Annotated in this window: 12 protein-coding genes; 7 read left to right on the top strand and 5 right to left on the bottom strand. The window is 59.0% G+C overall.

Annotated features, from left to right (window positions below; all coding sequences use genetic code 11):
• Window positions 1-78: 78 nt before the first annotated feature.
• A complete protein-coding gene (locus tag V5E99_RS19160; RefSeq protein WP_499803843.1) occupies window positions 79-444 on the top strand; it encodes a hypothetical protein in 366 nt (121 codons plus the stop codon).
• 56 nt (window positions 445-500) lie between these two features.
• Here V5E99_RS19160 and V5E99_RS19165 read toward each other — a convergent pair whose 3' ends face one another.
• The 3 genes from V5E99_RS19165 to V5E99_RS19175 all read right to left on the bottom strand — a co-directional run bounded on the left by V5E99_RS19165 (window position 501) and on the right by V5E99_RS19175 (window position 3596).
• Window positions 501-1799, bottom strand: coding sequence for a site-specific integrase (locus V5E99_RS19165; RefSeq protein ID WP_499803844.1), 1299 nt, complete (start codon window positions 1797-1799; stop codon window positions 501-503).
• 426 nt (window positions 1800-2225) lie between these two features.
• Window positions 2226-3134 (bottom strand): DUF2167 domain-containing protein, encoded by a 909-nt coding sequence (locus V5E99_RS19170; RefSeq protein ID WP_499803845.1) that lies wholly within the window; start codon window positions 3132-3134, stop codon window positions 2226-2228.
• A 147-nt stretch (window positions 3135-3281) separates the two neighbouring features.
• Entirely contained in the window at window positions 3282-3596 is a 315-nt protein-coding gene (locus V5E99_RS19175; RefSeq protein WP_499803846.1) for a helix-turn-helix domain-containing protein, read from the bottom strand.
• Between the two features lie 416 nt (window positions 3597-4012).
• On the opposite strand from V5E99_RS19175, the gene V5E99_RS19180 reads away from it, so the two are divergent.
• Window positions 4013-5713: a putative bifunctional diguanylate cyclase/phosphodiesterase gene (locus tag V5E99_RS19180; protein ID WP_499803847.1), complete on the top strand. Its 1701-nt coding sequence runs from the start codon at window positions 4013-4015 to the stop codon at window positions 5711-5713.
• A 146-nt stretch (window positions 5714-5859) separates the two neighbouring features.
• Here the strand turns inward: V5E99_RS19180 and V5E99_RS19185 are convergent, their stop codons facing one another.
• A complete protein-coding gene (locus tag V5E99_RS19185) occupies window positions 5860-6609 on the bottom strand; it encodes a substrate-binding periplasmic protein (protein WP_499803848.1) in 750 nt (249 codons plus the stop codon).
• 145 nt (window positions 6610-6754) lie between these two features.
• Between V5E99_RS19185 and dnaX the strand changes: the two genes are divergently transcribed.
• From dnaX to V5E99_RS19210, 5 genes are all read left to right on the top strand, one after another.
• Entirely contained in the window at window positions 6755-8830 is a 2076-nt protein-coding gene (gene dnaX, locus V5E99_RS19190) for a DNA polymerase III subunit gamma/tau (RefSeq protein WP_499803849.1), read from the top strand.
• A 66-nt stretch (window positions 8831-8896) separates the two neighbouring features.
• Window positions 8897-9235 (top strand): YbaB/EbfC family nucleoid-associated protein, encoded by a 339-nt coding sequence (locus V5E99_RS19195; RefSeq protein ID WP_123403312.1) that lies wholly within the window; start codon window positions 8897-8899, stop codon window positions 9233-9235.
• A 286-nt stretch (window positions 9236-9521) separates the two neighbouring features.
• On the top strand, window positions 9522-10556 hold the full coding sequence (gene curA / locus V5E99_RS19200) for an NADPH-dependent curcumin/dihydrocurcumin reductase (RefSeq protein ID WP_499803850.1): 1035 nt from the start codon (window positions 9522-9524) through the stop codon (window positions 10554-10556).
• A gap of 66 nt (window positions 10557-10622) precedes the next feature.
• A complete protein-coding gene (gene recR / locus V5E99_RS19205) occupies window positions 10623-11225 on the top strand; it encodes a recombination mediator RecR (protein WP_123403316.1) in 603 nt (200 codons plus the stop codon).
• 155 nt (window positions 11226-11380) lie between these two features.
• Complete coding sequence (locus tag V5E99_RS19210; RefSeq protein WP_499803851.1) at window positions 11381-12529, top strand: acyl-CoA dehydrogenase family protein; 1149 nt, start codon at window positions 11381-11383, stop codon at window positions 12527-12529.
• Window positions 12530-12616: 87 nt separating this feature from the next.
• Here the strand turns inward: V5E99_RS19210 and V5E99_RS19215 are convergent, their stop codons facing one another.
• Window positions 12617-13165 carry an adenine phosphoribosyltransferase gene (locus V5E99_RS19215; protein ID WP_123403319.1) on the bottom strand — a complete coding sequence of 183 codons (549 nt, stop codon included), beginning with the start codon at window positions 13163-13165 and terminating at the stop codon, window positions 12617-12619.
• Window positions 13166-13204 lie beyond the last annotated feature (39 nt).

A 13204-nucleotide genomic window follows, 5' to 3' on the forward strand; every position in this document is an offset into this window, starting at 1 on the left:
CAAAGACAACTAAAATCGTTTAATCACATAGCAAGCCCCTGCGGGGGGGGGGCACCAACTTAAAAGGACTCAATAAACATGGCCATTATGCCCAGCACCAAATACATATTCACAGCTCCAACCCTAACCGTCGAACAAGAAGCAGAGCGCGACGAACGAGTTAAGAAGCAAGCGGTTAAGACGGCTGAACATCGCCGCATTCTTGCACTTAGCCCTGAACAAGTGGCTGAAGAAACTAAAATTCTACAGGCGCAAGTAGCTAAGTTGACGGCTGCCGCTACCAAAGCAGCGTTGGTTGCACCAACAACACTAGTTGCAGATAAGCCCGACAAAGCGTGCTTAGTGCCTGCACCAAAACCGGCCACAGCACCAGCAGCAATAGAGCCAACCATCAGCATTGAAATGCAGCTCATCTTGGCTGCCAAGAAAAAGGAGAATAAATAATTTTAAACACGCCTCTATTGAGCACACTTTACTTCGCAACCGTAACAGCCAGCTGATTAGCCCGTAATGTGCTGGATTGCTTCGAACATGGCCTTCATTGGCGTCCTGCTTCCGTAGATACCAAACGTTACCGAACTATCTTCGTGCCCAACCATCCGCTTGATTAACGAGTCTTGAACCCCTGAATCTCGAAGATCATCAATGAAGGTGTGCCGGTAGCTGTGAAAGGTCTTCTTGGTGTCGGTAATGCCAAGCTTAGTTTTATACCTTCCAAACCACTTGCTTGGTGCATGGCCGAGCTTGCCACGTGTTGGTTGAAGTTCAGGGAATAGCCGGGTAGCACCAGTGGCTTTTATAGTTTCGACATGGTCGAGTAGGCCGTTCCTTATCAGTTCTGGGTGGATGGGGATGACGCGGCGGCTACTGGCATTCTTTAAATTCTGGCCGTCTCGATTATCGTCGATGCGGATGCACGGGATACCTTGTACCTCAGCTAAGTCGTGAACGTGCAACTGGCATAACTCTTCCAGTCTGGCACCCGTGTAGCGCCCAAGGAGCGGTAGCCAATAACGCCACGGATGCTTGCGGGCTTCTGTTCGTAGGTTGCTCAGATCAAGCAGTTTGCCTAAATCGTCGTTTGAGAATGACAGCCGGGCGTCTTTCGCTGACCCCGTCATTACCTTCAAACCTGATAACGGGTTTTCTTTTATGTAGCCGTTGGCTTTGCACCAATTCAGGAATGCAGAGAGCTTGCGGAGTCGGTTGTTCACCGTAGTGGCTGTGATGGTCTTGTACGTGCTGCCTGACTCGACAACCTGTAGAAGTGCCTTCCCTTTGAACTCTGGACGAAGCTCGAAGTATTGCGGGCATCGGCTTAGTCGATCCTTCAGGGTGCGTGCATGCTCCACGTCGAAGGCTAAAGCGGGCATATCTCCCATCAACTCAAAGAGATCACGTAAGGCTCGCTGCACTTCAAAGGTGCTGACGGTTCGCCACGTGCCGCCACGTTTACCTTCTTCTATATATAGCTTCGAAAGGGTGCTCAGCGTGGGGCCGCTTGTGGATGTCCTGATCGGAGTTCCAGCGTTGGTTTTGGTGGCTGATATGGGTACTGATGGCGTGGGGGTGTCGGCCATCCATGACGCACATAGAGCACGCAGCTCTTCGAGTTCAATTAGTGGGTGATTGGCGATGTGGTTGTGTACTTGATGGGCCAGTGAGCAGGCAAGGAAGAGGGCGGCTTTACGCTCCCTTAAACCTAGGCTCATACGCAATGTGTGACAGTGCCGGGAGTGATACTTGGGTAGGCGGAGATTCAGGTAGTAGAGCGCCCCGCGCCTGATTATGTAGGTCATGTGTGACACCAATGTGTGACAGCTATGTGTGACAGTGGTGGCTACACCCCAAGTTTTTGGTGTTGATGAATGATGGTATTCGCCGCTCTATGGCGGTAACGCAAACCCCCTTTAAATCCTGCCAACCCAAGCGCCGTCCGGCTTTCAACGATTAACCGAGCATGCTTGCATGCCACCTGGTCAGATCCGGAAGGAAGCAGCCATAGCGGGAACATCGTGTGCCGGGGTGTGGCTGGTGGGGTTGCCTCCATAACGCCAAGTCCTCAGCTTTGAGGCTTGTGCGCGCAACATGCTCTGATACTTTTCGTTTTAAAAATCTTTATGTTCTGTTTGTCTGCTGCGCTGTCATGCGGCGGTTTTTTCGTGTCTGTCGTTTAAGAATGCTGCGCTGTCAGGGTCGCCTGACAGCGCAGAATGATGAAGGCCTTAAGCCTTTTTGCGGCTGAACAACTTGCGCACGAAGCCGGCGATCACCACCAGCCCGACGATCAGGAATTTTTTCGCGGCCAGCAGAAAAATGCCGATCTTGGCAAACAGCCCTGCCTTGGCCGCCAGACCGCCACCCACCAATGCCGCCAGACCGTAGGACGCCAGTTTGTCGGTGGCGGGGCTGTAGTCGGTGTAGAGGTTGCCGTCGGTGAAGTTGGTGAAGGCGATGACCTTCGGCAGCTCTTGCTTGACCATTGGCAAGTCCGCCATCGCGGCAACGGCGTTCAACTCCAGTACGCCTTTGCGGCCCAGTACCCGAATGCTGTAGTTCAAGGTGCTGCCCTCGGCATCGTCGGATTTCAGTTCCCGCGCCCAGTACATTTTGTGGCTGGTTTCGTCGTAATGCGGCTGCTCGGCCCAGCCCAGCAAGTGCAGGCCGGCATAGCCTTGCTTCTGGCGCTCTTTATTGTCCTCCTCGTCCTCTTCCTGCATTTGCTTGAGCAGGTCGGCGTAGTCGATTTTCGCCGCGTCCTCGTCGGAAATGTGCCCGTCTTCGGTATAGCTGACGATCACGCCCCAGCCGCTGGCGGCCAGCGGGTTTATGGCTGTCGGGATAATCATGCCCAGTGTCTCGGTGCCGGGTGGGTTGCCCCAGCCTTCGGTCAGCAGGCGTTCGGTGTCTTTGGGGTTGAGGTAATAAAACTCGTCGTTGAGCTTCATCGTCGCAGTGCCCGAGGGCAGGGTGATGGTGCCGTGCTGCTTCTTGAGGGAGGCGAGAAACTGCTCGGGCGATTGCTCTGCTTGAGCGGCTTCGACAGTTTCTGGCGCAGGCGTGGTGGCCGCTTGGGCGGGGTTATGCAGGGCGCACAGCAGTGCAGCCATCAAGAACGGACGGAGGTGTTTCATCGTATTCCTTTACATTTTGAATTGATTTAGCGCGAGGATATCGGACGGCCATTATCGGCGCACGCCCTTTGAGTCTGTTTCTGGCGCCTGAACAAGCAAAAGGCAGATCGGTCGATGTCGACAAATCTGCCTTCTTTGTTCCTGGCACTAAGGCTTGGACAAGGCCTGGTCAACCGCTGCAATCAGCTTTCCCAGATCCTTCGGGGTGGCTTTATGTATGACACCGAACAGATACGCTCGCTGTTCATCTTCATCGCCCAGATCTGCGAAAAAGGCTTTCAGCTTCACGCCCAGCACATCTGAAAGCAGGAACAACGCTTCCACGCTGGGGGTATAGGTACCGGTTTCGAAGCGGCTGATGGTTTTAGGGTCAAAACCGGTTTTTTCGCCGAGTTCAGCCTGAGTAAGCCCCGCGACCTTGCGGTAGCGTCGGATGGCCGGACCCAAACTTGAAATTTGCATCGCTCAATTCCCATTTAGAATCAAGAACTTAACGATAGATTTTTGCATTAGACAACTGCATGATCCATCACCTTGCTTTGCAAAATGTGATGTATTTCGTAGAATCGGCACTCATAGGGGGCATTTGGTGACCTGCTTACAGACGTTGAGACGATGTGAGCCGTCCAGCATTGCGTTCCATTGCCGGGTGTGCGGACGAGTCTTCAGTGGCGGGAAAGCTGTATTAAATGTAACTGATTCACTGTTTCAGCCTTGCCCGAGGCCTATGAGCCTAGTTGATCCTGGGCTGTCCCGGGGCCATCAACAGCTGTCCATGGAGTGATCACGTGTCTCTGCGCAGTTCGTTTCAAAACATCTCTTCCGGGCATTCTGCACTGGTCGAGCGGTACCACCGCTAGCGACAGAGAGCCTGACTCATGGATGAGAAATACCGCAGGGCCGTGGATGCCGCCGCCATTTTTTCCGAAACGGACTTGAGCGGCCGGATCACTTACGTCAATGACCAGTTCTGCACCATCTCCGGCTATAGCCGCGAGGAGCTGATCGGGCAGAACCATCGCCTGTTGAATTCCGGTCTGCACTCCGCCGATTTCTTCGCCAGCCTGTGGCGCACCATCGCCCTGGGCAGCGTCTGGAAGGGCGAGATCTGTAACCGCGCCAAGGATGGCAGCCTGTACTGGGTCGACAGCACCATGGTGCCGGTGCTCGACGACGCCACCGGGCGGGTTCACCGTTATTTGTCGATACGTTTCGATATCAGCGAAAAACGCCAGTTGCTGCACTCCCTGCAATGGCGGGTCGGGCATGACGTGCTGACCGGGCTGCCCAACCGCGCATTCCTTTCGGATTTGCTGGACCAGGCGCTGGAGTTCTCCCGCAAGGAAAACATCCCGCTGGCAGTCTGCATGCTCGACCTCGATGGCTTTAAGGCTGTCAACGATGGCTACGGGCATGCCAGTGGCGATTTGCTGCTGGTGGAAGTGGCCAAGCGCTTGCGCATGATCGTGCGCGGCGAAGATGTGGTGGCGCGGCTGGCCGGCGATGAGTTCGTATTGGTGTTGCGTTACGTGCGGGACTTGCCGGAACTGCGCGCCGCGCTGAATCGGGTGTTGGGCGCGATTTCGGCGCCGTACTCGCTGCATGGCAAAGACATCAATGTGTTTGCCAGCATTGGCGTGACCCTATTCCCCTACGACAACGAAGATGCCGAAACCCTGCTGCGCCACGCCGATCAGGCCATGTACGTGGCCAAGCAGCGCGGACGCAACCGTTTTCACCTGTTCGATGTCTCTCGGGACCAGGAAGTCAAAGCCACCCACCAGACGGTCGAGCGGGTGCGTCAAGCCCTGGCGGACGGCGAGTTGTGCCTGCATTTTCAGCCCAAGGTGAACATGCGCAGCGGCGAGGTGGTCGGCTTCGAAGCGTTATTGCGTTGGGAGCATCCGCAAAATGGCCTGGTGCCGCCGCGCGAGTTCTTGCCGCTGGTGGAGGAGACTGACCTGATCATCGATATCGGTGAATGGGTCATGGACCAGGTCTTGTCGCAATTACAGCGCTGGCAGCAGGCCGGGAAGGGCTGGCCGGTCAGCATTAATATTGCGGCGCGGCATTTTCAGCGGGTGGATTTCGTCGAGCGGCTCCAGCAAGTGCTCGCCCGGCACAACCAGGTCGCCCCGCAACTGCTGGACCTGGAAATCGTCGAGTCGGTGGCCGTCGAGAATATCCAGCATGTCAGCGCCTGTTTGCAGGCTTGCCAGGCACTCGGGGTGCAGTTTTCGCTGGGGGATTTTGGTACGGGTTATTCGTCCCTGAGCTACCTCAAGCGCCTGCGCACGCAAACCATCAAGATCGATAAATCCTTTGTGCGTGACATTCTTCATGATCATGACGACCTGGCGCTGACCACTGCGGTGATCGGTTTGGCCCGGGCGTTTGGCCGGCAGGTGATCGCCGAGGGGCTGGAGAGCATCGAGCACGGTCAATTGTTACTGAGTCTGGGCTGCGAAGTGGCTCAAGGCTATTTCATCGCCCGGCCAATGCCTCCGGCGGAAGTGCCCGGCTGGGTCGCCGGGTTTATTGCGCCGGCGCAGTGGCGGGAACTGGATCAGGTTGGCTGACAAAATGTGTGTCCGCCATCAATCCTACTGTGGCAGCGGGCTTGCTCGCGAAAGCATTTGGTCAGTCAACACTGATGTCGTCTGACACGACGCTTTCGCGAGCAAGCCCGCTCCCACATGGGTTTTGCGTCGATCATGAAAATTATCTAGGGCGTTCGCGGCTCGGCGCCGATGTAGAGCCCGATGATGTCATCAATCTCGCCGGACATTTTCATCCGCAGCAAGGTGCGCAAGATACGTTGCACCGGTACGTTCGGGTCGTTACGCACGTAGCAGCCGACATTCTGCTCTTGCAGCATGGCCACCGCTTGCAGTTGCTGATCAGGCAGCAAGCGCTGATTGAACCAGTCCAGGGTCCATTGATTGCTGACGGCGTAGCGAGAGCGACCGGCCAAGAGTTTTTCCAGCACTTGCTCCTGATTGCGCGCGTCTTCGCGTTGCAACTGGCCGGCATCGAACAGCGGTTGCAGCGTCGGGTAGATATAGCCGAGCACGGTGCCGATGGCCTCGTGCCGCAGATCCGCCGGGTTTACTGACACGGGCATGTCCTTGCGGCTGACCAGCAGGTCGCGCTGCAAGAACAGCGGAATGCTCCAGATGTAATCCCCGGACTGATTGGGCAGCCACGACTGTGCGGCATAGCAGCGCACGTCGACTTCGCCGTGTTCCATGGCGTTCTGCACCCGCGCCCGGGGCAGCACATGAAATTCGGCGGGGGAGCCGACCTGGGTCGAGAGGCTGAGCAGGATGTCGTAGAGAATGCCCTGGGTTGGCCGGCCGCGATCCAGTTGCACTATCGGCATGGCCCAACTGTCGGCCATGACGAAGCGCAGCGGCGCGTCGGCGGCTGTGGCGTTCAGGCAGATCAACAACAAAGCCCCCAAGGCCAACCGCATAAACGCTCCGGTACTGATGAACCCTGTGCTGATAAATAGCTCCCCAAAATGCAGCTTAGCCAGATTAGACGAGCACACCGGATGCAATTTCAGGCCTGCTCCGCTAGCATTAGCCGCTTCTGCTTCCCAGTGGCGATGGTTTTCGATGAGTTATCAGGTTCTTGCACGTAAATGGCGTCCGCGCTCGTTCCGCGAAATGGTCGGCCAGACCCATGTGCTCAAGGCTCTGATCAATGCCTTGGACAGCCAGCGGCTGCACCACGCCTACCTGTTTACCGGGACGCGCGGTGTCGGCAAGACCACCATCGCACGAATCATTGCCAAATGTCTGAACTGTGAAACAGGTATCACCTCGACGCCCTGCGGCGAGTGTTCGGTGTGCCGAGAGATCGATGAAGGCCGCTTTGTCGACCTGATCGAAATCGACGCCGCGAGCCGGACCAAGGTCGAGGACACCCGCGAGTTGCTCGACAACGTGCAGTACGCACCGAGCCGTGGGCGCTTCAAGGTCTACCTGATCGACGAAGTGCACATGCTCTCCAGCCATTCCTTCAATGCGCTGCTGAAAACCCTCGAAGAGCCGCCGCCCTACGTCAAGTTCATCCTGGCGACCACCGATCCGCAGAAACTTCCGGCAACGATTCTTTCCCGTTGCCTGCAATTCTCCCTGAAGAACATGACACCGGAGCGGGTGGTCGAGCATTTGACCCACGTGCTGGGCGTCGAGCAGGTGCCGTTCGAAGACGATGCGCTGTGGCTGCTGGGCCGCGCTGCCGATGGTTCGATGCGCGATGCCATGAGCCTGACCGACCAGGCCATCGCCTTCGGTGAAGGCAAGGTCATGGCCGCCGACGTGCGAGCGATGCTCGGCACCCTCGATCATGGCCAGGTGTTCGATGTCCTGCATTCGTTGATCGAAGGCGATGCCAAGGCATTGCTCGAAGCGGTTCGTCATCTGGCCGAGCAAGGCCCGGACTGGAATGGCGTGCTCTCGGAAATTCTTAACGTGCTGCACCGTGTCGCCATCGCCCAGGCCTTGCCCGAAGGCGTCGACAACGGCCACGGCGACCGTGACCGGGTGCTGGCACTGGCCCAGGCGTTGCCGGCCGAAGACGTGCAGTTCTATTACCAGATGGGGCTCATCGGGCGCCGCGACTTGCCGCTGGCACCGGACCCGCGTGGTGGCTTCGAAATGGTCCTGCTGCGCATGCTGGCGTTCAGGCCGGCGGACACGGCGGATGCCCCGAGGCAGCCGCTAAAGCCAGTGGGGATCAGCCAGGCCACAGTTGATTCCACCAATTCTGTGGCTGCCGCGCCTAAAGTTGCGCCGGTAGTCCCTGCGGCGGCGGCACCTGTTGCGCCTGCGCCGGTCGTTGCCCCGGCCCCTGAGCCCGAGCCTGAGCCGGTTGTGCCAGTGGTCGTGCCCGAGCCTGTGGTTGAAACGGTCGCGGTTGCACCTGTCGTCGACCTGCCATGGAACGACCCGGTTGAACCCGAAGTGGTCCAGCAACCCGCCGTCGAGCCAGTGCTGGAAACCGCCAGCGAGCAACCCGAGTTGCCGCCGATGCCGATGCCAACGCCTGACAGCGCAGTGCCGGACGCGCCGGAATGGGCCGCTGCGCCGATCCCGGAGCCGTCCGTGGCCGACGTCGATGCTGCCACGCCGGGCATCGACCTCGACGACGAGCCGCCACTGGACGAGGATTACATCGAGCCGGACATCGACTCGGCCTATAGCTACCTCGATGAACTGGCCAGCGAACACACCGCCGAACCGGCGCCGGAACCCGAGCCAGAGCCCGCCGCCGCACCAGCCACCGGGTTGGCGCTGCAATGGCTGGAACTGTTCCCGAAACTGCCGATCTCCGGCATGACCGGCAGCATCGCCGCCAACTGCACGTTGATTTCCGTTGAAGGCGACAACTGGCTGTTGCACCTGGACCCGGCTCACAGTGCCTTGTTCAACTCGACGCAACAGCGTCGCTTGAACGATGCGCTGAACCAGTTTCACGGCCGCACGCTGACCCTGAGCATGGAGCTGATCAAGCCCGAGCAGGAAACCCCGGCCCAGGCTGCGTCCCGGCGCCGTGTGAACCGCCAGCGCGAGGCCGAGGAGTCGATCCACGGCGATCCGTTCATCCAGCAGATGATGGAGCAGTTCGGTGCGGTGGTCCGGAACGATACTATTGAACCTGTCGAAGCCCTGGTCAGTCAGGGCTAATAACTGAAGGCGTTCGGCTACCGTTGCCGGGCGCCGTTTTTATCCAAGTACTTTGAGGTGATTACCATGATGAAAGGTGGCATGGCCGGCCTGATGAAGCAGGCGCAGCAGATGCAGGAAAAAATGGCCAAGATGCAGGAAGAACTGGCCAACGCCGAAGTCACCGGTAAGGCCGGTGGCGATATGGTCACCGTGGTGATGACCGGTCGTCACGACGTCAAGCGCGTGACCATCGACCCAAGCCTGGTTGAAGGCCTGAGCGAAGACGACAAAGAGATGCTGGAGGCCGTATTCGCCGCCGCCGTCAACGATGCCGTGCGCAAGATCGAAGCCAACAGCCAGGACAAGATGGGCAGCGTAACCGCAGGCATGCAACTGCCGCCGGGTATGAAACTGCCATTCTGATTCGCCAAGGCGCGTCGGATGGGCTACAAAAAATGCCAGGCATTGCGCCTGGCATTTTTGTTTCTGGCTGGTGGGGTTGTTGTGTCCGTGAGGCCGCCTTCGCGATCAAGCTTCGCTCCTACGTGTCATATGTCGGCCCGAATCGCGCGGCTGACGTAAAACCTGCAGGAGCAAGGCTTGCCCGCGATGAATCCACCTCGGTCCCACTGAATAAACATCGAACGCCCTACCGCCACGACGGTCTGCTCCCTATACCGCTGAATTCACCGATCAAGGAGACGCTCACATGCCACAAGCATTGACCCTCAACCAACGTATCGTCCTGGTGTCCCGCCCGGTAGGCGCGCCGACTCCAGAGAATTTTCGCCTGGAGCGCGTGGCGCTGCCGGAGCTGGCGGACGGCCAGGTGTTGCTCAAGACCCTTTACCTGTCCCTCGATCCCTACATGCGCGGTCGCATGAGTGACGCGCCGTCCTACGCCGCGCCGGTGGAAATCGACGAGGTGATGACCGGTGGCGCTGTCAGTCGCGTCGAGCGTTCGCTCAATCCCAAGTTTCAGGAAGGGGATGTGGTGGTCGGCTCCACCGGTTGGCAGAGCCACAGCATCAGCGACGGTCGCAACATCATTCCGGTGCCGGCCGGGCTGTCGAGCCCGTCGATGGCGTTGGGCGTGCTGGGCATGCCGGGCATGACGGCCTACATGGGCCTGATGGACATCGGCCAGCCCAAGGCCGGTGAAACTCTGGTGGTTGCCGCTGCGTCGGGTGCCGTGGGTTCGGTGGTCGGCCAGGTGGCGAAGCTCAAGGGCCTGCGAGTGGTTGGCGTGGCCGGTGGCGCCGAGAAGTGCCGCTACGTGGTCGAGGAGTTGGGTTTCGACGCCTGCATCGACCACAAGAGCCCGGATTTTGCCAGTGATCTGGCGCTGGCGTGCCCCAAAGGCGTCGACATCTACTACGAGAACGTCGGCGGTAAGGTCTTCGACGCGATCGTGCCGTTGCTCAACGCCAAGGCGCGGATTCCGCTCTGCGGTCTGATTGCCGGCTACAACGCCCATGAAGCACCGAGCGGACCGGATCGCCTGCCGCAATTGCAGCGCACCTTGTTGACCAAACGGGTGCGTATCCAGGGCTTTATCGTGTTCGACGACTACGGTGATCGTCAGCCGGAATTCGTCAGTGCCATGGCGCCGTGGGTGCGCGAGGGCAAGGTCAAGTTCCGCGAGGACGTCGTCGAGGGCCTGGAGCAGGCGCCCGAGGCGTTCATCGGTCTGCTGGAGGGGCGCAACTTCGGCAAACTGGTGGTGCGGGTCGCTCAGGACTGAGTATTTGACGCTGGCCAGAGGCGCGGGTATAAACCGCGTCTCGTTGTTTTTGTCGGACTTTTCCCCATGAGCTTCAGCCCTCTGATTCGCCAACTGATCGATGCCCTGCGAACGTTGCCGGGCGTGGGTCAGAAAACCGCCCAGCGCATGGCGTTGCAACTGCTCGAGCGCGATCGCAGCGGCGGCTCGCGCCTGGCGCTGGCCCTGAGCCAGGCCATGGAAGGGGTCGGTCACTGCCGCTTGTGCCGCACGCTGACCGAAGACGACCTCTGCCCGCAATGCGCCGACAACCGCCGTGACGACACGTTGTTGTGCGTGGTGGAAGGGCCGATGGATGTCTACGCCGTGGAACAGACCGGTTTTCGTGGTCGCTACTTTGTGCTCAAGGGCCATTTGTCGCCGCTCGACGGTCTCGGACCAGAGGCCATCGGCATTCCGCAATTGCTGGCGCGGATTGAAGAGGCGGGCACCTTTGCCGAAGTCATCCTGGCCACCAATCCGACGGTGGAAGGTGAAGCCACGGCGCATTACATCGCCCAGTTGCTCAGCAATAAAGGCTTGATCGCTTCGCGTATCGCCCATGGCGTGCCGTTGGGTGGCGAGCTGGAACTGGTGGATGGCGGGACCTTGGCGCATTCGTTTGCCGGGCGTAAGCCGATCGCCTTGTAACCGTTGAAAGTAAAAGATCGCAGCCTTCGGCAGCTCCTACGGTGGGAGGGCGTACACCTCGTAGGAGCTGCCGAAGGCTGCGATCTTTTGATCTCTTCTTGAAAACCAAGCAAGCGCTCGGTTAACGTCGCTGAACCCTTCAGTGGAGTTCGCCGATGCCTGCCTTCCAGGAATACTTCGATTCCAGCCACCAATTGGTCCGTGACAGTGTCAGGCGTTTCGTCGAGCGCGAGATCCTGCCGGACATCGACCAGTGGGAGGAAGCCGAAAGCTTTCCCCGTGAGCTCTACCTCAAGGCCGGTGCGGCGGGGATTCTCGGTATCGGTTACCCCGAAGCCCTGGGCGGCAGCCATGAAGGTGATCTGTTCGCCAAGGTTGCGGCCAGCGAAGAGCTGATGCGTTGCGGCTCCGGCGGTTTGGTGGCGGGGCTTGGTTCTCTGGACATCGGCCTGCCGCCGATTCTCAAGTGGGCCCGGCCCGAGGTCCGTGATCGGGTGGTGCCGCAGGTGTTGTCCGGCGAGAAGATCAGCGCTTTGGCCATCACCGAGCCCAGCGGCGGTTCCGATGTGGCCAACCTGCAAACCCGCGCCGTGCGCGACGGTGACGTCTACCGGGTCAGCGGCAGTAAAACCTTTATCACCAGCGGTATTCGTGCGGATTTTTACACCGTCGCGGTGCGCACTGGCGCGCCGGGTTTTGGCGGCATCAGCCTGTTGTTGATCGAGAAGGGCACACCCGGTTTCACCGTTGGCCGACAGTTAAAGAAAATGGGTTGGTGGGCGTCGGACACCGCCGAGTTGTTCTTCGACGATTGCCGGGTGCCGGTGGGCCATCTGATCGGCGCCGAAAACATGGGCTTCGCCTGCATCATGGGTAACTTCCAGAGCGAACGCCTGGCCCTGGCGCTGATGGCCAACATGACCGCGCAGCTGGCGCTGGAAGAAGCCTTGAAATGGGCGCGGCAGCGCGAGGCCTTTGGCAAGCCGATCGGCAAGTTCCAGGTGCTCAAGCATCGCCTCGCGGAAATGGCCACGGCCCTGGAAGTGTCACGGGAGTTCACCTATCGCCAGGCGGCGAAAATGGCGGCGGGGCAGAGTGTGATCAAGGAGATATCCATGGCCAAGAATTTCGCCACCGACACGGCGGATCGCATTACCACGGATGCGGTGCAGATTCTGGGGGGAATGGGTTACATGCGCGAAAGCCTGGTGGAGCGGCTGTATCGGGATAACCGGATTCTGTCGATTGGCGGCGGAACGCGGGAAGTGATGAACGAGATCATCAGCAAGCAGATGGGGCTTTAAGAGCAAAAAGATCGCAGCCTTCGGCAGCTCCTACACTGGGATGGCGTACACCCGTAGGAGCTGCCGAAGGCTGCGATCTTTTAATCTTTACTGTTCGCTCAACGCAAACTGCGTCAGGCAAAACGTCGGAATCCCCATGTCTTCCAACCGCTGCGACCCGCCCAACTCCGGCAAATCAATAATCGCCGCCGCTTCATGCACTCGCGCACCCATGCGCCGAATCAGATTCGCCGCTGCGATCAAGGTGCCACCGGTCGCAATCAGATCATCGAACATCACCACCGAATCGCCCTCGCACAGGCTGTCGGCGTGCACTTCGAGGAAGGCTTCGCCGTACTCGGTCGCGTAACCTTCGGCCAGCACATCCGCTGGCAGTTTGCCTTGCTTGCGAAACAGCACCAGCGGCTTGTTCAACTGGTACGCCAACACCGAGCCGATCAGGAAGCCCCGGGCATCCATCGCGCCGATGTGGGTGAAGTCGGCCTCGACGTAACGGTGGGCGAAGCTGTCCATCACCAGGCGCAGGGCCGTGGGCGATTGGAACAACGGGGTGATGTCGCGGAAGATCACGCCCGGCTTGGGAAAGTCGATCACGGGGCGGATCAGGGATTTGATGTCGAAGGAGTCGAAGACCATCGTCGAGGTGTCCTGGCAGGGCTGCAAACGACGCAGTAT

This window comes from Janthinobacterium sp. LPB2021202312-11-4 (assembly GCF_037049705.1).
Lineage (GTDB): Bacteria > Pseudomonadota > Gammaproteobacteria > Pseudomonadales > Pseudomonadaceae > Aquipseudomonas.

What these genes read in the sequence shown, in the direction of transcription:
- V5E99_RS19160 (WP_499803843.1), top strand. Translation starts at nt 79, where the DNA reads ATGGCCATTATGCCCAGCACCAAATACATATTCACAGCTCCAACCCTA.
- V5E99_RS19165 (WP_499803844.1), bottom strand. Translation starts at nt 1,799, where the DNA reads ATGACCTACATAATCAGGCGCGGGGCGCTCTACTACCTGAATCTCCGC.
- V5E99_RS19170 (WP_499803845.1), bottom strand. Translation starts at nt 3,134, where the DNA reads ATGAAACACCTCCGTCCGTTCTTGATGGCTGCACTGCTGTGCGCCCTG.
- V5E99_RS19175 (WP_499803846.1), bottom strand. Translation starts at nt 3,596, where the DNA reads ATGCAAATTTCAAGTTTGGGTCCGGCCATCCGACGCTACCGCAAGGTC.
- V5E99_RS19180 (WP_499803847.1), top strand. Translation starts at nt 4,013, where the DNA reads ATGGATGAGAAATACCGCAGGGCCGTGGATGCCGCCGCCATTTTTTCC.
- V5E99_RS19185 (WP_499803848.1), bottom strand. Translation starts at nt 6,609, where the DNA reads ATGCGGTTGGCCTTGGGGGCTTTGTTGTTGATCTGCCTGAACGCCACA.
- dnaX (WP_499803849.1), top strand. Translation starts at nt 6,755, where the DNA reads ATGAGTTATCAGGTTCTTGCACGTAAATGGCGTCCGCGCTCGTTCCGC.
- V5E99_RS19195 (WP_123403312.1), top strand. Translation starts at nt 8,897, where the DNA reads ATGATGAAAGGTGGCATGGCCGGCCTGATGAAGCAGGCGCAGCAGATG.
- curA (WP_499803850.1), top strand. Translation starts at nt 9,522, where the DNA reads ATGCCACAAGCATTGACCCTCAACCAACGTATCGTCCTGGTGTCCCGC.
- recR (WP_123403316.1), top strand. Translation starts at nt 10,623, where the DNA reads ATGAGCTTCAGCCCTCTGATTCGCCAACTGATCGATGCCCTGCGAACG.
- V5E99_RS19210 (WP_499803851.1), top strand. Translation starts at nt 11,381, where the DNA reads ATGCCTGCCTTCCAGGAATACTTCGATTCCAGCCACCAATTGGTCCGT.
- V5E99_RS19215 (WP_123403319.1), bottom strand. Translation starts at nt 13,165, where the DNA reads ATGGTCTTCGACTCCTTCGACATCAAATCCCTGATCCGCCCCGTGATC.